This window comes from Tsukamurella tyrosinosolvens (assembly GCF_900104775.1).
Classification (GTDB): domain Bacteria; phylum Actinomycetota; class Actinomycetes; order Mycobacteriales; family Mycobacteriaceae; genus Tsukamurella; species Tsukamurella tyrosinosolvens.
In genome coordinates, this window is sequence record NZ_FNSA01000003.1 from 1842530 (window position 1) to 1866735 (window position 24206).

Annotated in this window: 22 protein-coding genes; 13 read left to right on the plus strand and 9 right to left on the minus strand. The window is 72.1% G+C overall.

Going from position 1 to position 24206, the window contains the following annotated elements; translation table 11 throughout:
- The first annotated feature begins 176 nt into the window (after nt 1–176).
- Both BLW32_RS10345 and BLW32_RS28150 read left to right on the plus strand, forming a co-directional pair.
- Nucleotides 177–2513, plus strand: coding sequence for an MFS transporter (locus BLW32_RS10345; protein ID WP_225535520.1), 2337 nt, complete (start codon nt 177–179; stop codon nt 2511–2513).
- A 210-nt stretch (nt 2514–2723) separates the two neighbouring features.
- Nucleotides 2724–5207, plus strand: a complete 2484-nt coding sequence (locus tag BLW32_RS28150) for an MFS transporter (protein ID WP_231857392.1) — start codon at nt 2724–2726, stop codon at nt 5205–5207.
- A 23-nt stretch (nt 5208–5230) separates the two neighbouring features.
- Here BLW32_RS28150 and yaaA read toward each other — a convergent pair whose 3' ends face one another.
- Nucleotides 5231–5977, minus strand: coding sequence for a peroxide stress protein YaaA (gene yaaA / locus BLW32_RS10355; RefSeq protein ID WP_068742214.1), 747 nt, complete (start codon nt 5975–5977; stop codon nt 5231–5233).
- A 25-nt stretch (nt 5978–6002) separates the two neighbouring features.
- Here yaaA and BLW32_RS10360 point away from each other — a divergent pair, with 25 nt between their 5' ends.
- Nucleotides 6003–7760, plus strand: a complete 1758-nt coding sequence (locus BLW32_RS10360; RefSeq protein ID WP_068742213.1) for a proline--tRNA ligase — start codon at nt 6003–6005, stop codon at nt 7758–7760.
- Between the two features lie 54 nt (nt 7761–7814).
- On the opposite strand, the gene BLW32_RS10365 is transcribed toward BLW32_RS10360, so the two are convergent.
- The 3 genes from BLW32_RS10365 to BLW32_RS10375 are packed head-to-tail and all read right to left on the minus strand — an operon-like array spanning nt 7815 to nt 9566.
- Nucleotides 7815–8576: a DUF4190 domain-containing protein gene (locus BLW32_RS10365; RefSeq protein ID WP_068742212.1), complete on the minus strand. Its 762-nt coding sequence runs from the start codon at nt 8574–8576 to the stop codon at nt 7815–7817.
- A 31-nt stretch (nt 8577–8607) separates the two neighbouring features.
- On the minus strand, nt 8608–9042 hold the full coding sequence (locus BLW32_RS10370; RefSeq protein ID WP_068524957.1) for a ferritin-like domain-containing protein: 435 nt from the start codon (nt 9040–9042) through the stop codon (nt 8608–8610).
- Nucleotides 9039–9566 carry a hypothetical protein gene (locus BLW32_RS10375; RefSeq protein ID WP_068524958.1) on the minus strand — a complete coding sequence of 176 codons (528 nt, stop codon included), beginning with the start codon at nt 9564–9566 and terminating at the stop codon, nt 9039–9041. The genes BLW32_RS10370 and BLW32_RS10375 overlap by 4 nt, the downstream gene beginning before the upstream one ends.
- Nucleotides 9567–9654: 88 nt before the next feature.
- Between BLW32_RS10375 and rimP the strand changes: the two genes are divergently transcribed.
- From rimP to BLW32_RS27480, 9 genes are all read left to right on the plus strand, one after another.
- Nucleotides 9655–10260, plus strand: a complete 606-nt coding sequence (gene rimP, locus BLW32_RS10380; RefSeq protein ID WP_068626655.1) for a ribosome maturation factor RimP — start codon at nt 9655–9657, stop codon at nt 10258–10260.
- The gene (gene nusA, locus BLW32_RS10385) at nt 10261–11265 is read left to right on the plus strand and encodes a transcription termination factor NusA (protein ID WP_068742211.1); all 1005 of its coding nucleotides are present in this window, start codon (nt 10261–10263) and stop codon (nt 11263–11265) included.
- The gene (locus BLW32_RS10390) at nt 11258–11563 is read left to right on the plus strand and encodes a YlxR family protein (protein WP_082791494.1); all 306 of its coding nucleotides are present in this window, start codon (nt 11258–11260) and stop codon (nt 11561–11563) included. The genes nusA and BLW32_RS10390 overlap by 8 nt, the downstream gene beginning before the upstream one ends.
- A gap of 199 nt (nt 11564–11762) precedes the next feature.
- Nucleotides 11763–14579 carry a translation initiation factor IF-2 gene (gene infB, locus BLW32_RS10395; protein WP_139286125.1) on the plus strand — a complete coding sequence of 939 codons (2817 nt, stop codon included), beginning with the start codon at nt 11763–11765 and terminating at the stop codon, nt 14577–14579.
- Nucleotides 14580–14660: 81 nt separating this feature from the next.
- Complete coding sequence (locus BLW32_RS10400) at nt 14661–14951, plus strand: DUF503 domain-containing protein (RefSeq protein ID WP_068524962.1); 291 nt, start codon at nt 14661–14663, stop codon at nt 14949–14951.
- Between the two features lie 142 nt (nt 14952–15093).
- Nucleotides 15094–15561, plus strand: coding sequence for a 30S ribosome-binding factor RbfA (gene rbfA, locus BLW32_RS10405; RefSeq protein WP_068524963.1), 468 nt, complete (start codon nt 15094–15096; stop codon nt 15559–15561).
- Nucleotides 15558–16502, plus strand: a complete 945-nt coding sequence (locus tag BLW32_RS10410; RefSeq protein WP_068524964.1) for a DHH family phosphoesterase — start codon at nt 15558–15560, stop codon at nt 16500–16502. The genes rbfA and BLW32_RS10410 overlap by 4 nt, the downstream gene beginning before the upstream one ends.
- Nucleotides 16503–16526: 24 nt before the next feature.
- Nucleotides 16527–17882 carry an MATE family efflux transporter gene (locus BLW32_RS10415; RefSeq protein ID WP_068742209.1) on the plus strand — a complete coding sequence of 452 codons (1356 nt, stop codon included), beginning with the start codon at nt 16527–16529 and terminating at the stop codon, nt 17880–17882.
- A 41-nt stretch (nt 17883–17923) separates the two neighbouring features.
- Nucleotides 17924–18355, plus strand: a complete 432-nt coding sequence (locus BLW32_RS27480; RefSeq protein WP_068742208.1) for a hypothetical protein — start codon at nt 17924–17926, stop codon at nt 18353–18355.
- Nucleotides 18356–18430: 75 nt separating this feature from the next.
- On the opposite strand, the gene fmdA is transcribed toward BLW32_RS27480, so the two are convergent.
- Together fmdA and BLW32_RS10430 are read right to left on the minus strand one after the other, a co-directional pair.
- Nucleotides 18431–19687, minus strand: coding sequence for a formamidase (gene fmdA / locus BLW32_RS10425; protein WP_068742207.1), 1257 nt, complete (start codon nt 19685–19687; stop codon nt 18431–18433).
- Nucleotides 19688–19734: 47 nt separating this feature from the next.
- Nucleotides 19735–20010: an FmdB family zinc ribbon protein gene (locus BLW32_RS10430; RefSeq protein WP_068742206.1), complete on the minus strand. Its 276-nt coding sequence runs from the start codon at nt 20008–20010 to the stop codon at nt 19735–19737.
- Between the two features lie 74 nt (nt 20011–20084).
- On the opposite strand from BLW32_RS10430, the gene BLW32_RS10435 reads away from it, so the two are divergent.
- Entirely contained in the window at nt 20085–20516 is a 432-nt protein-coding gene (locus BLW32_RS10435) for an HNH endonuclease (RefSeq protein ID WP_068524969.1), read from the plus strand.
- Nucleotide 20517: 1 nt separating this feature from the next.
- Here the strand turns inward: BLW32_RS10435 and BLW32_RS10440 are convergent, their stop codons facing one another.
- The 3 genes from BLW32_RS10440 to BLW32_RS10450 all read right to left on the minus strand — a co-directional run bounded on the left by BLW32_RS10440 (nt 20518) and on the right by BLW32_RS10450 (nt 24150).
- Complete coding sequence (locus BLW32_RS10440) at nt 20518–22215, minus strand: purine-cytosine permease family protein (RefSeq protein WP_068742205.1); 1698 nt, start codon at nt 22213–22215, stop codon at nt 20518–20520.
- A 94-nt stretch (nt 22216–22309) separates the two neighbouring features.
- On the minus strand, nt 22310–23122 hold the full coding sequence (locus tag BLW32_RS10445) for a hypothetical protein (RefSeq protein ID WP_068742204.1): 813 nt from the start codon (nt 23120–23122) through the stop codon (nt 22310–22312).
- Nucleotides 23123–23205: 83 nt separating this feature from the next.
- Nucleotides 23206–24150 (minus strand): ABC transporter substrate-binding protein, encoded by a 945-nt coding sequence (locus tag BLW32_RS10450; protein WP_068742203.1) that lies wholly within the window; start codon nt 24148–24150, stop codon nt 23206–23208.
- Nucleotides 24151–24206 lie beyond the last annotated feature (56 nt).

Consider the following 24206-nt stretch of genomic DNA (forward strand, 5'->3'; position numbering starts at 1 on the left):
ACGGCCCCGCAGCGGCGATCATCGAGTGACCTGACGATCAGGGCCCTGCGCTGCACGAATCGCCCGATTCCGGGGCTTTCCGTCCGAACCCGGACCGCCACTTCAGTAACTCTCGTCACAATTGTTACCGTTCTCGACTTCCGGATCGGGCGGGGGAGTCGGTAGCCTCGGGCATCATGACCTCAACGATGGCGCCCAGCAGCCCGGCGCAGTCCTACCGCGTCAAGGGCAGCGCCGTCGGCATCCCGATCCTCGTGCTGTGCGGGATGATCTTCCTCTCCGTGCTCGACGGCACCGTCGTCTTCGTGGCCATGCCGGAGATCCAGGACGCCCTGGGGCTCTCCGACGCGACCAAGGTCTGGGTCTTCGGCGCCTACGCGCTCACCTTCGGCGGGTTCCTGCTGCTCGGCGGCAGGCTCGGCGACACCTTCGGCCGGAAGAAGATGTTCCTGCTCGGGGTCGTCGGCTTCACCGTCGCGTCCGCGCTGGCGGGATTCGCGACCAATGAGGCGTGGCTGCTGGCCGCGCGGGTCGGCCAGGGCTTCTTCGCCGCGATCGCCGGCCCCACGGCGCTCGCGCTCATCGCCACCACCTTCGCGCCGGGCAAGGCCCGCAACCAGGCGTTCGCCGTCTTCGGCGCGATGGCGGGCCTCGGCTCCATCGCCGGGCTCGTGGCCGGCGGCCTGCTTGCCACCATCGACTGGCGCCTCATCTTCTGGATCAACGTGCCCGTCGGCATCGCCTGCGCGATCGGCGGCTGGTTCACCCTCGACGAGGCCGTGGCCGAGCGCCGGCACGCTCTCGACGTCAAGGGCGCCGCGCTCGCCGTCGCGGGCTGCGTGACCGGCGTCTACGCCCTCACGGCGGGCCCCGAGGCGCACTGGCAGAGCACCTCGGTCTACGTCGCCGCCGTGGTCAGCGCGATCTGCCTGGCCCTGTTCCTGTGGGTCGAGCGGACCGCCAAGAACCCGATCCTGCCGTTCTCGCTGTTCAACAACCGCAACCGCGTCGCGGCCATGCTCGCGATCCTGGTGTGCGGCGCGCTGATCCCCACGCTCGGCTTCTACGTCGCGCTGACGTTCCAACTGGTCCTCGGCTACACGCCCTTCCAGTCCGGGCTCGCGCTGCTGCCCTTCGCCGTCGGCTTCGGCATCTCCGTCGCGATCAGCGCGACGCTGGTGCGCCGGTTCCAGGCCCGCTGGCTGGTCGCCTTCGGTGGGGCCATCGTCTTCCTGCCCTGCGTCTACGTCCCGACCCTGATGAGCAAGGCCCCGGCCACCATCGACTACTTCCCGCAGATCGCGATCCCGGTGTTCCTCATCGGCATCGGCGTGGGCATGGCCGTCGTCCCGCTGCCGCTCGGCGCCGTCGCCGGCGTGCGTCCGTCCGAGATCGGCCCGCTGACCGCACTCATCGAGGTCGCGCAGAACCTCGGCGGCATCATCGGCCTCGCCTCGGTCCAGGTCGTGGTGACCTCCCGGATCATGGCCGAGGGCGGCCCGACCTCCGGCCATCTGCGGCACGACGGTTTGACCGGGGACCAGATCCACGCCCTGGCCTCCGGCTACGGCCTCGCGTTCATCGCCTGCGCCGCGATCCTCATCCTCGCCGGCTTCGTCGTGGTCCCGTTCATGCGCTTCACCCCGCAGGAGATCGCCGAGGGCCAGGCCGCCAAGGAGTCCAGCGAGTCCGGCGGCGCGATCCCGTCCACGTCGTTCCCGGCGCAGGCCTTCGAGGACGATGACGACGACGTCGACGACGACTGGGAGCCGCTCGAGGGCGACGTCACCTCGGGCTCCTTCGCCGCCATCCGGCGCGAGGACTTCGACCGCGCCTACAACGAGCAGCCCGGCGACCCCGAGCCCGTCTACTTCACCGACCGGTTCCGCGCCATCAAGCGCACCGACGTCGAGACGTCGGCGTCGCCGCTCGCCGGCCTCGGGGTCCAGCCTGGCCCGCCGCAGTCCGCGCCGGTCCCGCAGCCCGCGGCCCCGCAGCCGCCGACGCAGCAGGTCCCCGTCGCCCGGCCGCAGCAGCGCCCGCAGCCGACGGCCCCGCAGCAGGCCTACTCGCAGCCGAGCGACCCCCTGACCCGCCCGGCGCCGACGGTCCCGCAGCAGGCCTACTCCCACCCGAGTGACCCGCTGCCCCGCCCGGCCTCGCGCCCGGGGGAGGGCCTCGCCGGCATCGCCCGCCCGTCGGGCCCGATCCAGCGCGAGAGCGTCGACCTGCCGCGCCCGCCGGTGCCGCCCACGCCGCGGGCCTCGGTCCCGGACTACCGCCCGCCGCGCCCGGCTCCGCAGCAGTACCGGGTCGAGCAGCCGGCGCCGCGCCCCAGCGGTCCCGTGCCGCGCCGCGCCGCCGACCAGCCGGAGCCGCAGCAGCAGCCCGTCCCGGTGCCCGCGCGCGCCGGTCGGCACGCGGCCCCGGAGCCCGACGGCATGCACCACCCCGCGCCGACGTCGCAGGCGGACCGCGTCAGCCGCGCCCGCCGGCACCGGCTGGAGGACTGACGGGCTCCGTGCCCGGCGTGTCGCCCGAGATGTGACCGTCCGGGCGACCTCGCCGGGCCGGATCCGGCGGCACCGTCCGTGGGCTGCGCAAACGGCCCCGCACGATGCGTGCTGAGTGCACGCACCGGGGGTGCGACGTCCTTCGTCGAACCGGGAAACCGGCACGAGCGATTTCTTCGTGCCTTCGCTCAGCCGGTAGCCTCGGTCTTCATGACCTCAACGATGGCACCCGGTGCCCCGGCGCAGACGTACCGCGTCAAGGGCAGCGCTCTCGGCATCGCCATCGTCGTCCTCTCCGGGATGATGTTCCTCGCGGTCCTCGACGGCACGGTGGTCTTCGTCGCCCTCCCGCGCATCCAGGACGCGATGCACCTCTCGGACGCGGCGAAGATCTGGGTCTTCGGCGCCTACGCGGTGACCTTCGGCGGGTTCATGCTGCTCGGCGGCAGGCTGGGGGACACCTTCGGCCGCAAGCGGATGTTCATCCTCGGCGTCGCGGGATTCACGTTCGCCTCTCTCCTCACCGGCTTCGCCACCAACGAGGCGTGGCTGCTCGTCGCGCGCGCCGCGCAGGGACTCTTCGCCGCGATCGCCTGCCCCACGGCGCTCGCGCTCATCGCCACCACCTTCGCGCCGGGCAAGGCGCGTAACCAGGCCTTCGCGATCTTCGGCGCTATGGCCGGCCTGGGCTCGGTGTCGGGTCTCGTCGCGGGCGGCCTCCTCGCCACATGGGACTGGCGATTCGTCTTCTGGATCAACGTCCCGGTCGGGATCGTGTGCATCATCGGCGCGGTCATCGCCCTGGAGGAGTCGACCTCGGAGCGCCGCCACGCCCTCGACATCAAGGGCGCGTTCCTGGCCGTCGCGGGCTGCGTGGCCGGGGTCTACACCTTGACCATGGGCCCCGAGGTCCACTGGCAGGGCGTCAGCGTCTACGTCGCCGCCGCCGTCAGCGTGGTCTGCCTCGTCGCGTTCCTCGTGGTGGAGCGCACCGCGAAGAACCCGATCCTGCCGTTCTCGCTGTTCCACAACCGCAACCGCGTCGCGGCCATGGTCGCGATCCTGGTCTGCGGTGCGCTGATCCCGACGCTCGGCTTCTACGTCGCGCTCACCTTCCAGCAGGTGCTCGGGTACACCCCGCTGGAATCCGGCCTGGCCCTCATCCCGTTCGCGGTCGGCATGGGCATCGCGGCGCCCATCTCGTCCAAGCTCGCCCTCAAAGTCCAGGCCCGCTGGCTCGTCGCCATCGGCGGCGTCATCGTCTTCCTGCCGTGCATCTACGTCCCGACACTGATGACCAAGGACCCGTCGACGGTCAGCTACTTCCCGTACATCGGGCTTCCGGTCTTCGTCATCGGCCTGGGCGTCGGTTTCGCGATGATCCCGCTGCCGATCTGCGCCCTGGCGGGGGTGCGCCCGTCCGAGACCGGTCCGATGTCGGCGCTGGTCGAGGTGTGCCAGAACATCGGCGGCATCGTCGGGCTGGCCTCGGTGCAGGTGTTGGTGACCTCCCGGATCATGAAGGAGGGCGGCCCGACCAAGGGCGACATCACCCACGAGATGCTCACCGATGCGCAACGCAGCGCGCTCGCGTCGGGCTTCGGCCTCGCCTTCATCGCCTGCGCCGCGATCCTGATCCTCGCCGGCCTGGTCGTGGTGCCCTTCATGCGGTTCACCCCGGAGGAGGTCGCCGAGGGGCAGGCGGCGCAGGAGTCGAGCAAGTCCGGCGGATCGATCCCGTCCACGTCGTTCCCGGCGCAGGCCTTCGATCACGACGACGACGTCGACGACGATTGGGAGCCCATCGAGGGCGACGTCACCTCCGGGTCCTTCCCGGCGGTGCGCCGCGAGGACTACGACCGCGCCTACAACGAGAAGCCCGGCGACCCCGAGCCGGTCTACTTCACCGACCGCTTCCGTGCCATCAAGCGACCGCAGGCCCCGCAGCAGGAGCAGCCGGTGCAGCACCGGCCCGCGACGCAACCGCCCCAGGCGCCCCCGGCCGCGCCGCAGCAGGCGTACTCGCACCCCAGCGACCCGCTGCCCCGCACCGGCCGGCCCGGCGAGGGGCTCGCGGGCGTCGCCCGCCCCTCGGGCCCGATCCAGCGGGAGAGCACCGACCTGCCGCGTCCGTCGCAGGCCCCGCAGCCTCCCCGTCCGGCGGCGGACCCGCAGTACCGGGCTCCAGCGGCGCCCCCGCAGTCGCAGCAGCGCCCGAGCGCGCCGATCCAGCGTCCGAGCGGGCAGGTGCCGCGGCCGAGCGCGCCGATCCGGCGCCCGAGCGGGCAGCAGCCGCGCCCCAGCGGCCCCGTCCAGCGCCCCGGCCGGCCGGGTCAGCCCGGCCCGGCGCCGCAGGGCGGGCCGGGTCAGCAGGGCCAGCCGGGTCAGCAGGGCGGACCGAGCCGGCCCATGCAGCGCCCCAGCGGCGCGATGCCGCGGCCCGGCCAGCAGGCGCCGCGTCCGAGCGGGCCCGTGCAGCGGCCGAGCGCCCCGATCCAGCGCCCGCCCGCGGTGCCCCCGCAGCCGCAGGCCCCGTCGGCCGGAGCCTCATCCACTGGAGCTCCGTCCACCGGGGCACCCTCGACCGGCGGGCGGCACTCGCTGCCCGAGCCCGACGCGATGCACCACCCCGAGGCCTCGCCTCAGGCCGAACGCGTGAGCCGCGCCCGGCGGCACCGCCTCGACGAGGACTAGGAACCGGCCGGGCGACCGGCGCGTCACCCCGCGGTCACGATCGTCACCTCGGTGGGCGACGACAGCTCTGCGCGCAGGCCTGCCTTCTCGGCGACCTTCACCACGGCCTTCGCGTCGCCGGGCTCTGCGCGGGTGACCACGAGCGCCCGGGCCAGCAGGCCCTTGTGGTGCTTGTTGAAGTGCGAGACGACGGCGCGCGAGCCGTCGGGCTTCTCGGTCACGACGGTGGCGGTGACCGCCCCGGGCACCTTGCCGAGCGCCGCGTAGCCGCCGGACCGCAGGTCCACGACGAGGCCGCGGTCGGCCGCGGCGAGCGCGTCGGCCAGTGCGGGCTTCCACTCCGCGGCCAGCGTGCCCAGGCCCGGCAGTTTCGACCCCGACGAGAGCCGGTACGCGGGGATCGGGTCGACGGCGCCGACGACCCCGAACAGCGCCGATCCGACGGCCAGGCGGGCGTCGGCCTTCGCGCGCTGCGCCTTCGTCAGCCCGCGCACGTCGAGGGCGTCGTAGAGCACGCCCGTGTACTGCTCGATCGCGGGTCGGGTGGGCGCGGTGCGCAGCGCCCGGTTGCGCTCCAGCTCGTCCGTCTGCCCCGCCGACAGGCTCAGCGCGGCGCGGGCGGCACCGTCGTCCTGCGAGACGGCGACGAGGGCGTCGAGGAGTCGTTCGCGGGTGGGCCTCAGCGTGGGAAAGGTGAGCAGCCCGAGGTCGAGGGGCGCGCCCTCGCCGCCGCCGGCCTTGGTTTCCGATGGGGGAAGCAGGATCAGCACACCGGACACACTAAGCTGTGGCGTCGTGATCACCCGATTCTCCCAGCTGTTCCTGCGCACGCTCCGCGACGACCCCGCGGACGCGGAGGTCCCCAGCCACAAGCTGCTCGTCCGCGCCGGCTACGTGCGGCGCATCGCGCCCGGCGTCTACTCCTGGCTGCCGCTGGGCCTGCGGGTGCTACGGAACGTCGAGCAGGTCGTCCGCGAGGAGATGAACGCGATCGGCGGCCAGGAGATCCTGCTGCCCGCGCTGCTCCCGCGCGAGCCCTACGAGACCACGAACCGGTGGACGGAGTACGGCGACAGCCTGTTCCGCCTCAAGGACCGCAAGGGCGCCGACATGATGCTCGGCCCCACCCACGAGGAGATCTTCGCCCTCACCGTGAAGGGCGAGTACAACTCGTACAAGGACCTGCCGGTCATCCTGTACCAGATCCAGACGAAGTACCGCGACGAGGAGCGGCCCCGCGCGGGCATCCTCCGCGGCCGCGAGTTCGTCATGAAGGACAGCTACAGCTTCGACACCTCCGACGAGGGGCTGTCCGAGGCGTACGCCAAGCACCGTGCCGCCTATCAGCGGATCTTCGCGCGCCTTAACGTCGAGCACGTCATCGTGTCCGCCACGTCCGGCGCCATGGGCGGCAGCGCCTCCGAGGAGTTCCTCGCGGTGAGCCCCGTCGGCGAGGACACCTACGTGCACTCGACCGAGTCGGACTACGCCGCGAACGTCGAGGCCGTCATCACGCCCGCGCCGCCCGCGATCCCGCTCGACGGTCTGCCCGCCGCGCAGGTCTTCGACACCCCCGGCACGCCCACCATCGAGACGCTCGTCGCCTGGGCCAACGAGGCCGCCGACGGCGCCTCCGTCCTCGGGCGCGAGGTCGTCGCGGGGGACACCCTCAAGAACGTCATGGTCAAGACCCGCGCCCCCGGCGGGGACTGGGAGCTGCTCGGCATCGGCGTGCCCGGCGACCGCGAGGTCGACTTCAAGCGCCTCGAGGCCTCCCTGGAGCCGACCGAGGTGGCGCTGATCGAGGCGGAGGACTTCGAGAAGTACCCGTTCCTCGTCAAGGGCTACATCGGGCCGAAGGCACTGCTGGAGAACGAAGTGCGCTACCTCGTCGACCCGCGCGTGGTCGACGGCACCGCCTGGATCACCGGCGCCGACGCGCCCGGGCAGCACGTGGTGAACCTCACCGCGGGCCGCGACTTCACCCCCGACGGCACCATCGAGGCCGCCGAGGTCCGCGACGGCGACGCCTCGCCCGACGGCAAGGGCGTCCTGCAGTCCGCGCGCGGCATCGAGATCGGCCACATCTTCCAGCTGGGCCGCAAGTACACCGACGCCTTCGAGGTGGACGTGCTGGGCGAGAACGGCAAGCCCGTGCGCCTCACCCAGGGCTCGTACGGCGTCGGCGTCTCCCGGCTCGTCGCCGTGATCGCCGAGCAGCAGCACGACGACAAGGGCCTGCGCTGGCCCAAGGGCATCGCCCCGTTCGACGTGCACGTCGTGATCGCGAACAAGGACGAGGGCGCCTGGACGGGCGCCGAGTCGCTGGCCGCCGAACTGGACGCGGCCGGCCTGCAGGTGCTGCTCGACGACCGCAAGGCGTCGCCGGGCATCAAGTTCAAGGACTCCGAGCTCGTCGGCGTCCCGACCGTGGTCGTGGTCGGCCGGGGCTGGGCCGACGGTGTCGTCGAGCTCCGCGACCGCCTCACCGGCGAGTCCCGCGAGATCCCTGTCGCCGACGCCGCCGCGGAGATCGTCACCGCCGCGCGCTGACTCAGTAGACGCAGAAGCCCGCACCGACTGGTGCGGGCTTCCGTGCTCTTCGCGTCAGGAAATGACGGACAACAGGTTCGAGGTGCTGTCGAAGCCTCCGCTGACGCCGACCACCAAGATGAGGATGATCGCGATGATGAACAATACGATGTAGACGCCGCCGAGGATCACGCCCGCGAGGGCCATCCCGTGCCCGCCCTGGCCCGACTGCTTGACCTGCTTCATCCCGATGATGCCCATCACGACGGCGGCGATCGCCGTGGCGATGCCGATGCCGTACGCGCACCCCAGCGGGTACGAGACGAGGCCGCACACCAGCGCGGCGATCGCGAGGCCGTTGGTGCCGGCCTGCTGGCCGTAGTTCTGCGCGGGGTACCCGGGCTGCGCCGGGTAGCCGGGGAACGCCTGGCCGGGGTACTGCTGCTGCCCGAACTGGTCCTGGCCCGGGTACTGAGGCGGCGCGGCGTACGGGTTCTGCACCGCGTAGGGATCCGCGGGGGCGCCGTACGGGTTCTGTTGCGCGGCGTAGGGATCCGCGGGGGCGCCGTACGGGTTCTGCTGCGCCGCGTAGGGATCGGCCGGCGCGGCGTACGGATCCGCCGGCGGGGTGTACGCCGAGGGCGCCGCATACGGATCCGGCTGCGCGGTCTGGTGCACCGTCGTCGCCGCGTCGGGATCGCCGCCGACGTCCTGTCCGGCGGGCGTGTCACCGTCGCGCTTGGTCAGGTCGGGCGCGGAGGGGTTCGGCTCGGCCGGCCGGATCACCGTCGGGTCGTAGGTCCCGTCGCCGGGCTGCTGGGGATCGCTGGACGTCATCCCCCGAGTGTAAAGGCAGGCAAAGGGAACGTCAGGTGCGGATACCGGGGAACGGCGTGGTCACGGGGGACACGCCGAGCGCGACGCGCCACCGTGCGCCGCGGACGGCGGCGCCGCCGAGGCCCGTCACCCCGAGGTGCCGGATCCCGTCCCCGTCGGCCTGCGAGAGCACGTTGCGGTGCGCGGCCGCGGCGTCGTCCTCGACCGCCGCGGCCACCTTCGCCGCGCTGACGGGGTCGGTGACCGGCTCGGGCGGGGTGTACGCGGGCGCCGCGACGGGAACCTCGACGCCGGCGGCGCTGAGCACGCGCGCGAGGGCGTCGCGCTGCGACCGGTGTTCGGCGGCGTAGGTGGCGATCTCGGCCTTGCGGGTGGGCGCGGCATAGGCCTCGACGAGGCCGTACAGGTACACGGCGGCGTGCTCGGACGTCAGCGCCGCGGCCACGGCGTCCTGGGCGGGGGTCATGCGAGCACCACCTCCGCGTGCACCCGGGCCGCCGCGGCCACGGAGCCCAGCAGCGCGGCCTGGTAGCCGGAGGCGGCGACGGCGGCATCGCCGGCGTCCTTCGCGGACCGGGTCAGTTGGGCGTGCAACGACTGTCGGTTCAGCGGCGACGCCGCCGCCGGGATCGACGACGGTGCGGCGGTCACGGAGGTGGGGCGCTCGATGTACCGGGACAGCTCGTCGGCCAGCGCCGACGCGTGCTGGCCGCGCTGATCGGCGATGAGCCGCAGCTGCGGGCCCGCGGCCCCGTCGAGCACGGCCAGGCCGCGCGCGGCGTCCGCATCGGCCTGGGCCTGCGCGGCGGCGGCCTGCAGCCGCACGGCCTGCGGATCGTCGGCGCGGTCCTCGGGGGTGGTGCACCCGGCCAGCGCGGCCCCGCCCGCGAGTGCGCCCCCGGCAAGGAGGACGGACGTGAGGGCGGTGCGTCGGTCGATGCCGGGACGCGACGGCGCGTCGTCGTCGCGGCGGGGGGATGGGGCGATCACGGGGGCGAGTCTAGCGGCGCGTCCGGGTACACTGGCCGCAGCGTTCGACACCGGGCACGTCCGGTGACAATTTCACAGGGAGGCGCGTATGGCTTACGACGAAACGGCGGTGAAGGCCGTGATCGCGCCTCACCTGGACGCGGCCGGGCTCGATCTCGAGCAGGTGAAGATCAACAACGCGGGCACGAAGTCGTCCATCGCGGTCGTCGTGGACAGCGACGCCGGCCCCACGCTCGACGAGCTCGCCGACGTCGCGCGGACGCTCTCCGCCGCGGTCGACGACGCCGACGAGGTCTTCGGCGCCCAGGCGTTCACCCTCGAGGTCACCACGCCCGGCGCGGAGCGCCCGCTCACCGAGCCCCGCCACTGGCGCCGCGCCCGCGGCCGCCAGGCGGCGATCGAGCTCGCGGACGGAACGAACCTGCTGGCCCGGATCGGGCCGCTCACGGACGACGGGCCGGACGGCGGGACCACGGTCACCGTCGTCCTGCCCGGGGCGAAGGGGGCCGCCCCGACGACCCGCGACCTCGACCTCGCGGAGGTGGCCGCGGCCGCCGTCCGGGTCGAGTTCCGCAGGCCGAACCCCAAGGAGATGGAGCTCTCGGGCATCACGCCCGGGCGCGTGGAGTCGGGTACCGAACCGGAGGACCTGACGGGCGAGGGCGCCGGTGCGGCGCAGAGGAACGAGGACTAGATGAACATCGACATGGCGACCCTGCGGGCGATCGAGGCGGAGAAGGACATCTCCGTGGAGACCGTCATCGAGGCGATCCAGGTGGCCCTCCTCACCGCCTACAAGCACACCGACGGGCACGAGCCGCACGCGCGGATCGACGTCAACCGCCGCACCGGCGAGGTGAAGGTGCTCGCGCAGGAGCTCGACACCGACGGCAACATCATCACCGAGTGGGACGACACCCCCGAGGGCTTCGGCCGCATCGCCGCGGACTCGGCGCGGCAGCTCATCACGCAGCGCCTCCGCGACGCCGAGAACGACCGCACGTTCGGCGAGTTCGCGGTCTACGAGGGCGAGGTCGTCTCCGGTGTGGTGCAGGCCGACGCCCGCGCCGCGGCCCGCGGTTTCGTCGTGGTCCGGATCGGCGGCGAGCGCGAGGGCCACGAGGGCCTGCTGCCGCCCGCCGAGCAGGTGCCGGGGGAGAGCTACAACCACGGCGACCGGATGAAGTTCTACGTCGTCGGCGTCAGCCGCGGCCAGCGCGGCACGCAGATCACCCTGTCGCGCACCCACCCGAACCTGGTGAAGAAGCTCTTCGCGCTCGAGGTCCCCGAGATCGCCGACGGCAGCGTCGAGATCACCTCGGTGGCGCGCGAGGCGGGCCACCGCTCGAAGATCGCGGTGCGCACCTCCGTCGCCGGCCTCAACGCCAAGGGTGCCTGCATCGGCCCGATGGGCCAGCGCGTGCGGAACGTGATGAGCGACCTCGAGGGCGAGAAGATCGACATCATCTCCTACGACGACGACCCCGCGGTCTTCGTCGGTAACGCCCTGTCGCCGTCGTCGGTGGTGTCGGTGACCATCGTCGACGCCAAGGAGAAGGCCGCCCGCGTGGTGGTCCCCGACTTCAAGCTGTCGCTCGCGATCGGCAAGGAGGGGCAGAACGCCCGCCTCGCCGCCCGGCTCACCGGCTGGCGGATCGACATCCGCTCGGACGCGGAGAGTGCGCCGCGAGGTGAGTAGGAGGCCGGGCGGGAACCCCGGCTCCGGGGCCGGCCCCCGCGCGGCCGGCGACGTCCCGGGGCCGGTCCGCACCTGCATCGGGTGCCGGCGCCGGGCGCCCGCGACCGAGCTGATCCGGGTCGTCGCCTCCGACGAGGTCGACGGTGCGCGCACCGTGGTCGTGGACGAGCGGCGCCGCCTCCCGGGCCGCGGCGCGTGGCTGCACGACGATCCGTCGTGCCGGGAGCAGGCCCGGAAGAGAAACGCGTTCCGCCGGGCGCTCCGGGTTTCGGGGCCGTTGGACGACTCCCTGCGGTGAATCGACTTGCACGGACGCGCTATGCTTATGAGCGGTCTGAAGACGGTTGGTCTTTCCCAAGGCCCACCTACTCGGAGATGAAGGAATCGAGCTGAAGACATGAGCACACCGTGAAGCACCAGCGATGAACGGCAATCGGAGTAACTAACCGAGGTCGGCGGGACCAGTGATGCCCTCGACCTCACATTTGAGGAGAAGAGTGGCAGGCAAGGCCCGCGTGCACGAGTTGGCTAAAGAGCTCGGTGTCACCAGCAAGGAAGTTCTCGCACGGCTCAGTGAGCAGGGCGAGTTCGTGAAGTCCGCGTCGTCGACGGTGGAAGCCCCCGTCGCGCGACGCCTGCGCGAGTCGTACGGATCCAAGTCCGACGCAGGCGCGAAGCCGGGCCCCGCCCCGGCCAAGAAGCCCGGCCCCGCGGCCGCGAGCACCCCCGCAGCCCCGGCGCCCGCCGCGGATGCACCCCGTCCCACGTCGGCCCGTCCCGGCCCGCGCCCCGCGGCGCCGGCCGCGCCCGAGCCGACCCCCGAGCCCGCCGCACCGGCGGCCCCCGCCGCGAGCGCCGCACCGTCGGAGCCCGAGGCCCGTCCCGCGGCTCCCGGCGCACGCCCGGGCCCGCGCCCGGCCGGCCCCAAGCCCGGCCCGCGCACCCCGAAGGTGGGCAACAACCCGTTCTCCTCGCAGGCTCCCGTCGAGCGTGCGCCGCGTCCGCAGCCGGGCCCCGGCGGCCCGCGTCCGCAGGGCGGCGCGCGTCCGGCTCCCGGCCAGGGCGGTCCCCGTCCCCAGGGCGGCGCGCGTCCGGCTCCCGGCCAGGGCGGTCCCCGTCCCCAGGGCGGTCGCCCCGCGGCCGGTCCCGGCGGCCCGCGTCCGACCCCCGGCAGCATGCCTCCGCGCCCGACCCCGGGTGCGATGCCCGCGCGCGCCGCACGTCCGGCCGCGCAGGGCCGTCCCGGCCCCGGTGGTCGTGGCGGGCCCGGCGGTCGTCCCGGCGGCGGTGGCGGCGGCTACCGCGGTGGGCCCGGCGGCGGCACCGGTACCGGTGCGCCCGCGGGCGGTTTCCGGGGTCGTCCCGGTGGCGGCGGCGGTCGTGGTCGTCCCGGCGGCACCGCGGGTGCATTCGGTCGTCCCGGTGGCGCTCCGCGTCGTGGCCGTAAGTCGAAGCGGGCGAAACGCGCCGAGTACGAGAACATGCAGGCGCCGATCGCCGGTGGCGTCCGGTTGCCCCGCGGCCAGGGCGAGACGATCCGTCTCGCTCGCGGCGCGTCGCTGAGCGACTTCGCGGAGAAGATCGACGCGAACCCGGCATCGCTGGTCCAGGCGCTGTTCAACCTGGGCGAGATGGTCACCGCCACCCAGTCGGTGAACGAGGAGACCCTCGTGCTGCTGGGCGAGGAGATGAACTACGTCGTCCAGGTCGTCAGCCCGGAGGACGAGGACCGCGAGCTGCTCGACAGCTTCGACCTCACCTACGGCGAGGACGAGGGCGGCGAGGACGACCTCGAGCAGCGCCCGCCGGTGGTCACCGTCATGGGCCACGTCGATCACGGTAAGACCCGACTGCTCGACACGATCCGCAAGGCCAACGTCCGCGAGGGCGAGGCCGGCGGCATCACGCAGCACATCGGTGCCTACCAGGTGCTCACGGAGCTCGACGGCAACGAGCGCCTCATCACGTTCATCGACACCCCGGGTCACGAGGCGTTCACCGCCATGCGTGCCCGTGGTGCGAAGGCCACCGACCTCGCGATCCTCGTGGTCGCGGCCGACGACGGCGTCATGCCGCAGACGGTGGAGGCCATCAACCACGCGCAGGCGGCCGACGTGCCGATCGTCGTCGCGGTGAACAAGATCGACAAGGAGGGCGCGCAGCCGGAGAAGATCCGCGGCCAGCTCACCGAGTACGGCCTGGTTCCCGAGGAGTACGGCGGCGACACCATGTTCGTCGACATCTCCGCGAAGCAGGGCACGAACGTCGAGGCGCTGCTCGAAGCGGTGCTGCTGACCGCCGACGCCTCGCTGGACCTGCGGGCCAACCCCGACATGGACGCGCAGGGCGTCGCGATCGAGGCGCACCTCGACCGCGGCCGCGGCCCGGTGGCCACCGTGCTCATCCAGCGCGGCACCCTGCGGGTCGGCGACTCGATCGTCGCGGGCGACGCCTACGGTCGCGTGCGGCGCATGGTCGACGAGAACGGCGATGACATCACGGAGGCGACCCCGTCGCGCCCGGCGCAGGTCATCGGCTTCACCTCGGTGCCCGGGGCGGGCGACAACCTGCTGGTGGTCGACGAGGACCGGATCGCTCGGCAGATCGCCGACCGGCGCGCGGCGCGCAAGCGCAACGCCCTGGCCGCGCGCTCGCGCAAGCGGGTCTCGCTCGAGGACCTGGATGCCGCGCTGAAGGAGACCAGCCAGCTCAACCTCATCCTCAAGGGCGACAACTCGGGCACCGTGGAGGCGCTCGAGGAGGCCCTGCTGGGGATCGAGGTCGACGACGAGGTGCAGCTGCGCGTCATCGACCGCGGCGTCGGTGGCGTGACCGAGACCAACGTCAACCTGGCGTCGGCGTCGAACGCGATCATCATCGCCTTCAACGTGCGCGCCGAGGGCAAGGCCACGGAGCTCGCCAACCGCGAGGGCGTCGAGATCCGCTACTACTCGGTGATCTACCAGGCGATCGACGAGGTCGAGGCCGCGCTCAAGGGCATGCTCAAGCCGGTCTACGAGGAGAAGGAGCTCGGCCAGGCGGAGATCCGCGCGATCTTCAAGTCGTCCAAGGTGGGCAACATCGCGGGTTGCATGGTCCAGTCCGGCATCATGCGCCGCAACGCGAAGGCGCGCCTGCTCCGCGACTCGACGGTCGTGGCCGAGAACCTCACGGTCACGTCGCTCAAGCGCGAGAAGGACGACGCGACCGAGGTCCGCGAGGGCTACGAATGCGGTCTGACGCTCTCGTACTCCGACATCAAGATCGGCGACGTGATCGAGACCTACGAGTTGGTCGAGAAGCCGCGCGACTGATGTTCCTCCGGCCGGGTGCGGCCGGCGCGATCTGCGCCGGCCGCACCCGCCGACTATCCCCAGGGCCGGGTGGCCCGACTGATGTTCACAGGTGTCATTGAGATCGACCTGCTCCTGGGCGACGTGCATTCGCTCAAGCACAAGCGCTCCGTGCTCCGGCCCATCCTCGCCGAGCTGCGCCGATTCTCCGTCAGCGCGGCCGAGGTGGGGTATCAGGACCTGCATCGCCGCGCCGTCGTCGGCGTCGGCCTCGTCGGTCCGGACGCCGGTCACGTCGGCGACGTGCTCGATCGTTGCGAACGCACTGTCGCGGGGCACCCCGAGGTGGAATTGTTGTCGGTGCGGCGGCGCCTCTGGGGTCCGGAGGACTGACGCACCCGCGCGACACGGGATTGAGTGCGGTCGACGCAGGTGCCGAGACCGCAGTGCCGCACCGGGATATGCTCGCTGTTCCATCGGTTGATCACACCGTTCCGCCGATTGATCGTTCGACGTGTTAAGGGAGGGACTGGCCATGGCTGACCCGGCACGGGCCGCTCGGCTCGCCAAGCGGATCGGGACCATCGTCGCGACCGCGATCGAGCACGACATCAAGGATCCGCGGCTCGACTACGTCACCGTCACCGACACCCGCGTGACCAACGACCTGCACGATGCGACGGTCTTCTACACCGTCATGGGCCCGACCCTCGACGTCGAGCCCGACTACGAGGCGGCCGCCGCCGGCCTGGAGAAGGCCCGCGGCCAGCTCCGCAGCAAGGTCGGGGCCGGTACCGGCGTGCGATTCACGCCGACCCTGCGCTTCGAGCTCGACGGGGTCCCCGCCGCCGTCGCGAACATGGAGGCGCTGCTCGCCAAGGCTCGCGAGCAGGACGAGCGGGTCGCGGCCGTGGCCGCCACCGCGAAGCCCGCGGGCGAAGCGGACCCGTACAAGCACGACGACGAGGACTCGGACGACGAACCGGACGGGGCCGAGCGGTGACAGACGCCGCAGTGGCCGCTGCGGCGGCGCTGGACGGTGCGCGCAGCGTGGCGGTGTACTGCCACGTGCGCCCCGACGCCGACACTCTCGGCTCCGGCCTGGGACTCGCGCGCGTACTGCGCGCCCGGGGCGCGCGCGTCACCGTCAGCCACCCGGGACCGGATCTGCCGTCCGGGATCGGCCTGCTGCCCGGCGTCGACGGCTTCACCGCGCCGATGGCCGATGCGGAGGTCGCCGTGGCCGTCGACTGCGCCAGCTCGGAGCGGCTCGCGGGACTCGAGGAGTCCTTCCAGGGACATCCGGTGCGGGTGGTCATCGACCACCACGCGACGAACACCGGGTTCGGCACCGTCGACCTGATCGACCCCGCCGCGAACTGCACGACCGAGCTCGTGCTCGCCGTGATCGACGCGCTGGGCGCGGAGCTCGACGCCGGTACCGCCGATTGCCTCTACGCCGGGTTGATCACCGACACCGGCTCGTTCCGGTGGGCCTCGCCCGCCGGTCACGTCATGGCGAGCCGGCTGCTCGCCGCGGGCGCGCGCGGGCGGGATCTCTCGCGCGACCTGCTCGACAGTCATCCCCGCGCCTGGTTCACCATGGTCGCCGCGGTGCTGGGCTCGGCGACGGCGGTGCCCGAGGCCTTCGGGGGCCGCGGCGCCGTGTACGCCGTGTGCCGTGCGCAGGATCGCGGGCCGCTCGGATGGGACGCCGCGGAGTCGCTGATCGATCTCCTGCGCACCGCCGAGGACTGCGAGGTCGCCGCGCTGTTCAAGGAGAGCGACAGCGGCGAATGGTCCGCCTCGCTCCGCGCGCGCACGGACCTCGATGTCTCCGAGGTCGCGCGTGGTTTCGGCGGCGGCGGGCATCGGCTCGCCGCGGGGTACTCCGCCGCCGGCTCGGGCGACGACGTGGTCGCGGCCTTCCTCGCGCGCGTCTGATCGCCCGAACGTGACGGGAACCGCGTGACCGAGACCGCCTCCGTGCCCGCCGGACTGGGCAGGCGCATCGTCGGCCAGGCCCTGCCCGCGCTCGGAGTGCTCGCCGCCGAGCCCCTGTACCTGCTCTGGGACACCGCCGTCATCGGCCGCCTGGGGGCGCTGCCGCTGGCCGGCCTCGCGGTCGGCGGCCTGATCCTGGCGACCGTCTCGACGCAGCTGACCTTCCTCTCGTACGGCACCACGTCGCGGTCGGCCCGCCGGTTCGGCGCCGGCGACCCCGGCGGCGCGGTCGTCGAGGGCGTGCAGGCGACGTGGATCGCGCTGGCGGTCGGCGGCGTCCTGCTGGCCCTCGTGCAGGGCTTCGCCGGGCCCGTCACCCGGGCGGTCGCGGGCCGCGAGGAGATCGCCACGGCCGCCGAATCCTGGCTGCGGGTGGCGTCCTTCGGGATCCCCCTGATCCTCATCACCATGGCCGGGAACGGCTGGCTCCGGGGTGTCCAGCGGCCCCGCGCGCCCCTGGTCTTCGTGCTGGTCGGGCTCGGCCTGTCGACGGTGCTGTGTCCCGCCCTGGTCTTTGGCTGGGGCGGCGTCCCCGAGTTGGGCCTGGTCGGCTCCGCGTGGGCGAACCTGGCCGGACAGGTCGTGAGCGGGGTGCTGTTCCTCGGAGCCGTCGTGCGCGCGGCCGGGGCGGCCGGCGGCGGCGTGATCACGGCGCTGCGCCCGCGGCCGGACCTGGTGCGCGCGCAGCTGGTGCTGGGGCGCGACCTGATCGTGCGCAGTCTCTCGTTCCAGGTGTGCTTCGTCTCGGCCGGCGCGGTGGCCGCGCGGGCGGGCGCGCAGTACGTGGGCGCGCACCAGATCGCGATGCAGCTCTGGAACTTCGTGGCACTCGTGCTGGACTCGCTCGCCATCGCCGCGCAGACGCTCGTGGGGGCGGCCCTCGGGGCGGGGGACACGGGTGCGGCACGGTCCCTGGGCCGCCGGGTCACGGTGTGGTCCACCGCGTTCGCGGTGGGGATCGCGGCGGCGCTCGCCGCGCTGCAGGGCACCCTGCCGCGCCTGTTCACCACCGATGCCGCGGTGCTCGACGCCCTGACGGTGCCGTGGTGGTTCCTCGTCGGGATGATCCCGATCGCGGGCGTGGTGTTCGCCCTCGACGGGGTGCTGCTCGGCGCCGCGGACGCCGCGTACCTGAGGACCGCGACGATGGCGGCGGCCCTCGTCGGCTTCCTGCCGTTGATCTGGCTGTCCTACGCCTTCGGGTGGGGGCTGGCGGGGATCTGGTCCGGCCTCGCCGCGTTCATGGTGCTGCGGTGCGCGGCGGTGGTGCTGCGCTTCCTGGGGCACCGATGGGAACGGGTGGGCACCGCGCCGAGCTGACAGGCTTGCAATGCGGCCCTGAATACGATCGTATGTTGCATATGGCATTCACTGTGATCACGAGCACGGCCGCGTTCCGCAGGACCCTCGCCGGTGCGGCGGTCGTCGCGGCGTGCGGCGCCGCGGTGGCCTGCGCCCCGTCCGATCCCGAGTCGGTGCCCTCGTTCACCGTGAATCCCTCGGCGGCGCAGAGCGCGCCCGCGAGCCCGTCGTCGGCGTCCGCGTCCGCGTCGTCGTCCGCGGCGGCCACCACCACGGCGCCGGCCCCGGCGGTCACCGAGGACCAGCCCGCCGGTGGCGGCGGGCAGTACACGGCGCCCACCACGACCTACCCGACGGCGGAGACCACCACCGCCGCACCGACGACCACGCAGCCCTACCCCACGACCGTGGTGATCCCGCCCGGCATCGACCTGCCGCCGGGCGCGCCCCGCACCATCACGATCCCGCCGGGCCTGCCCTTCCCGCGCTGACCCCGCGCACGCCGCGGCCCCGGGGCGGACGGCGGGTTCGCCGAGGCCGCTTCCCGGGGCCGGGCACGACGAGGATCAGCGGGACGCGCGCGGCGCCCCCTGACCCGGGTCGATCCGCACCGGGCCGTCCTTGCCGGGCGTGACGTCGAAGTCGAAGATCGACGTCGGGATGTACACCGTGGCACAGGAGTTCGGGATGTCGACGACGCCGGACAGGCGGCCCTCGATCGGCGCGGCGCCGAGCAGCAGGTACGCCTGCTCCGGGCTGTAGCCGAACTTGGTGAGGTAGTCGATCGCGTGCAGGCACGCTCGCTGGTACGCGAGATGGCTGTCCAGGTACCGCTGTTCGTCGTCGAGGGTCACCGACGTGCCCGAGAACGCGAGGAACTGCTCGTACCGCGGACCCACGTCGCCGCCGGGCAGGAAGATCGCGTTCTCGCTGACGCCGTAGGTCTCCATGCCGCCCGAGATGATGTCGACGTGCAGGTCGATGAACCCGCCCATCTCGATGGCGCCGCAGAAGGTGATCTCGCCGTCGCCCTGGCTGAAGTGCAGGTCGCCGACCGAGAGGTTCGCGCCGTCCACGAACACCGGATAGAAGACGCGGGTGCCGCGCGTGAGGTTCTTGATGTCCTGGTTGCCGCCGTTCTCGCGCGGCGGGGCGGTGCGCGCGGCCTCGGCGGCGGCCGCGGTGAAGGCGTCGCCCGTGAGGGTGCCGAGGACGGCGTCGTTCGGCTCGGGCGGCAGCGCCAGCGGCGGAACGCGGTCGGGATCGGTCGCGATGAGCGCCGCCTCGCGGGCGTTCCACCGGGCGAGCAGGTCCTTCGACGGCGACGTGCCCATGAGGCCCGGGTGGATGATGCCGGTGAAGCTCACGTGCGGCACGTGCCGGGACGTGGCGGTGTGGCCGGTGAAGTCCCAGATCGCCTTGTAGGCGTCGGGGAACTGGTCGGTGAGGAAGCCGCCGCCGTTCTCCTTGGCGAAGATGCCCGTGTAGCCCCAGCCCTGGCCGGCGAGGGGGCCGCTGTCCTCCTGCGGGATCGGGCCCACGTCCACGATGTCCACGATGAGCAGGTCGCCGGGCTTCGCGCCCTCCACCGCGATCGGGCCCGACAGCGTGTGCACCGTCGTCAGCGGCGCATTGAGGATGTCCTCGGCCGAGTCGTCGTTGTGAATGGCACCGTCGAACCACTCCCGGCAGTGCACCCGGAAGGTGTCTCCGGGCTTGACGGTGACCGCCGGCGGGATGGCGTAGTGCCACCGGTTGTGGCCGATCTTCTCCTGGTCGGTGAACTTCTTACTGGAATCGAGCGGAAAGACGACTTCGGGCATGGAGCGGGCCTTTCTTCTTCGGTTGTTCGGTGGAGATCGGGGGGGATTCAGGGGCGGGGGAGGCGCGCGTGCCGCGGGTCGGACGGTGCGCCGCCCCCGGTCCGGCCGGGCGGCGCGGACACGACGGCCGGTCGCTCCGCGGTGGCCTTGGTGGCGTCGAGCAGGCGCATCGCGCCCGACGCGCCGCTGCCCAGCCGCGGCGCCGTGATGCCGCGACGCGCCGGGGCGCCGCACCGGCACGGCGTCGCCGCGGGGACCTCGCGCATGCTGAAGACGGCGTCGAAGGGTCCGCAACTGCTGCACCGGAATTCATAGGTAGGCATGAGTGGACGGTATTCCTTTCATCCGGTTCCCGAGGGGAAACTACCGAATCGGTATCGTCTTTCGTGAGTACCGTATGTCCGTGCCCCCGAAGTCGACTCCTCCGCGTGCGCGGACCCGCAAGGCCAGGATCGCGCGACGTCGCGCGAAGCGCGTGGCGGCCGCGGACAACGACCTGACCGGCGCCCAGTGGGAGGAACTGCTCGGCCTGTGGGGCGTGTGCGCCTACTGCGGCGGCGAGGGGCCGTTCCAGAAGGACTGCGTCCTGCCGATCTCGCGCGGCGGCCGGTACACCCAGCAGAACGTCGTGCCCGCGTGCCGCTCGTGCAATGCGAGCAAGTGCAACTCCGAGGTCACGGGGTGGATGCGGCGCAAGAAGCTCGATGAGAAGGCCTTCCTGCAGGGCCACGCCGAGATCCTGATGCACCTGCGTGTGCGCAACGCCGACGACGGTGCGCCGACCGGGGAGGCCGGCGCACCGTCGGACGGAGCTGACGCGGGGGTCTGACTTACGTCACCGGCGGGTCGGCGGGGAGTACGTGCGCGCCCGTCTTGTCCGTCGAGAGGGCCAGCGAGCTGATGTACTGCTTCTCGCCGTCGGGGCCGGGCACCGCGGAGGCCACCATGTCGGGCCGCTCGAACTCCACTCCGGTCACGCAGCACAGGAGCTTCTCGCCCGACGGGTTGCCGTACTCGTCGAACATCGGCAGGTCGATCCCGTCGTCGCCGCGCCGCAGGTAGTACTTGCCCCGCGTGGCGACGGCGAGGACCGGCGGCAGCACGAGGGCGAGGACCAGGGCGACGAGCGGCGAGTAGGGCTGCAGGCCCGAGCCGAGGAGCCCGAAGAACGCGGCTATGGAGAGACCGGCCGCCACGATCACCGAGACGAAACCGACGGGGTTGACGTCGTAGAGCATGCCGCGGCGGAACTCCGGGACCTTCGGCGAGATCTTCAGCAGGTACTTGTTGATCGCGATGTCGCTGGCGACGGCCACGATCCACGCGATGCCGCAGTTCGCGTAGAAGTTCAGCAGGTTGTTGAGGAAGCTGAACATGTCGGCCTCCATGAGCACGATCGCGATCACCACGTTGAACACCAGGAACACGAGTCGGCCGGGGTAGGTCTTCGTGACCCGGGTGAAGCTGTTGGTCCACGCGAGCGAGCCCGAGTAGGCGTTGGTCACGTTGATCTTGATCTGGCTGATCACCACGAGGATCACCGCGAGGGTGAGCGCGAGCCAGTGCGGCAGGAAGTCCTGGTAGATCTCCACGAACTGGTGCACCGGCTGGTTGGCGATGCCGGCGTTGTCGATGGTGATCCCGATCAGGTAGACGGCCAGGAAGAGGCCGACGATCTGCTTGATGGCACCGAAGAAGACCCAGCCGGGACCCGCGGTGATGACGGCGGTCCACCAGCGGCGCGAGTTCTCGGGCGTCTTGGGCGGCATGAAGCGCAGGTAGTCGATCTGCTCGGCGATCTGCGCGATAAGCGAGAGGCACACGCCGGCGGCGAGCATGGTGCCGGCGAAGCTGACTCCCTTGTGGAGGGGCTCGCCGGTGGCGGTGTCGATGCCGCCGAAGGCGAAGAAGTCGCCGATGGCCTCGGGATGCTTGAACAGCAGGTAGCCGAACGGCAGCACCATCATCACGAGCCACAGCGGGGTGGTCCACACCTGCAGCTTCGCGAGGGTGTTCATGCCGTAGATCACCAGCGGGATGATGAGCACCGAGGAGAGCAGGTACCCCAGCCAGAGCGGGATGCCCAGGCCGAGTTCGAGGCCCTGCGCCATGATCGAGCCCTCGAGGGCGAAGAAGATGAACGTGAACGACGCGAAGATCACGTTCGTGAGCACCGAACCGTAGTAGCCGAAGCCGCTGCCGCGCGTGATGAGATCGAGATCGATGTTGTACCGCGCGGCGTAGTACGCCAGCGGGTATCCGGTGAGCACGATGACCAGCGCGAAGAAGCCGATGCCCCACAGCGCGTTGCCGGTGCCGTTCGCGATGCCGATGTTCGCGCCGATCGCGAAGTCGGCCAGGTAGGCGAAACCGCCGAGGGCCGACGTGGCGACCACGGCGGGGCCCCACTTGCGGTAGCTGCGCGGCGCGAACCGCAGCGTGTAGTCCTCGAGCGTCTCGCGCGCGGCGGCGTCGCGGAGCGCGGTCGACGGTGCGCCGTCGGCCTCCGCGGGTTGCAGTGCGGTCACGGTTGTCCCTTCCGGCCCGCACCGCCCGGTGCGGGGTTGGGGAAATCGTGCTGCCGCGGGGTTCGGCGGGGGTGACTGCGCCGTAACGGGTCGGTTACGGGGACGGGCGGCGTGTGACGGCCGTGTTGCCCGGCGTCGCCCTCGACTCCGCGTCCTCCTTGCGCTTGACCGAGTCGCGGATCTGGTCGATGTTCTCGCGCAGCATGTCCGCGACCAGCTCGTCGGTCCGCTCGTCGGCCAGCACCTGCAGCACCATCCGGAAGGTGGTGTCGACGATGAGCTGGATGATGTCGTCGTGGAAGGGGATGTACTTGACCCGCTTGGTCTGCGGGTCGTTCTTGATGGTCTCGAGGATCATGCCGCTCATCTCCGGCTTGTTCTCCTCGAGCGCCGCGGCGATGTTCTTCGTGTAGTGGCCCGACTTGAGCACCTCGGCGACCTCGTCGAGGACGGCCACGGTGATCGGGCGCTTGACCGCGTCGACGACGGTGTCGGTGGCGCGGTTGACGACGGCCGCGGTGATCCGGTCGCCGTAGACCCGGTCGATGGCGCGGGCCAGACGGGCCAGGGCCACTGCAATGCGGATGATCCGGAACGCGCGGGGGATGGGCGAGGTCACGACGACGGCCGGGATCATGCCGAGGATCTCGTACCAGTTCACCAGGAGGAAGCGCCGGTGCCAGCCCACCTGGCGCCAGCGCCACAGGAACTCGGCGGCGAAGATCGCACAGATCACCGCGTCGACGATCAGCACGGTGCGCAGGGTCGTGGGCGAGACGTCGAAGAACGTGATCCACACGATGAGCCCGACCGAGACGAAGGCCAGGGCGACCATGGCCCAGTCGGTCCAGAGGACGGGTGGTTTCCGCGGGTAGGGCGCGAGGCGGGCGTCGGTCGTGGCGTTCATCGCGTCCGAGACTACTGAGCGGTGGGCGTGGGGGAGGCCGGTCCGCGCGGACCGCCCTCCGTCGGGCGGAGGGCCGCCGGGGGTCAGGGTCGTGCTACGGGCTTCACGAGCCGCTGCACGTCGTCGATGATGCGGCCGGCGCCGAGGACGCCGATGCCGACCATCCACGTCTCGTCCTCGACGGCGAACGCCCGGCCGGCGGCGACGGCGGGAAGTGCGCCCCAGCGGGTGGTCACGGTCGCGGCGGTCGGATCGGCGCCGGCTCCGCGGGTGTGGAAGACGGTGTCGCCGTTGATCTCGTCGAAGCGCTCGGGCGAGAGTTCGACCATGGAGTGCTCGTTCCAGGCCTTCTGCGGGATGGTGAAGCCCATCGCGGTGATCACGCTGCCCGAGAAGGTCTCGGGCCCGTAGAGACGGAAGGCCGTGGCGCGGAACCGCACGATGGACAGCGTGGTGCCGGGCGCGCCGACCTGCTTGCCCACGGCCACGGCGCGGGCGTCGAGAGCCGCGAGCTTGGCGGCCATCTCGTCGGTCCGGTTCACGGCGGCCGCGGTGACGGTCGCCTGTTCCTTCCAATTGGTGCCGGAATCCTCGGAGAAGACCGTGGGCGCGATCCCGGACAACTGGGCGTACAGCTTCTCGTGGCGCACCTTGGACCCGATGATGAGGTCGGGGCGCAGCGCGGCGATCGCCTCGACGTTCGGGGAGGTCGTCGATCCCACCGAGGTCGTGCCGCCGAGCTGATCGCGGAGGTACCCGGGGAAGCCGTCGTTCGCGGCGGAGACGGTCGCCCCGACGGGGGTGATGCCGAGCGCCACGAGGGCGTCCAGGTGCGGCGAATCGATGACCACGACCCGCTTCGGCGCGACGGGGACCGTCGACTCGCCCATGGCGTGCTGCACGACCCGCGTGTCCGGGGCGGCGGCGTCGGTGGTGGTCGACCCGCACGCCACCAGCACGGCGGCGCTCGCCGTGGCGATGACTGCGGCGAGGAATCGGCGGCGGTTCGGGCGGGGTGCGATCGTCATGCGGGAAACATAGCATTCGGTTAGGCTTGCCTTTGTTATTGCCCTGTGAGCGTCGT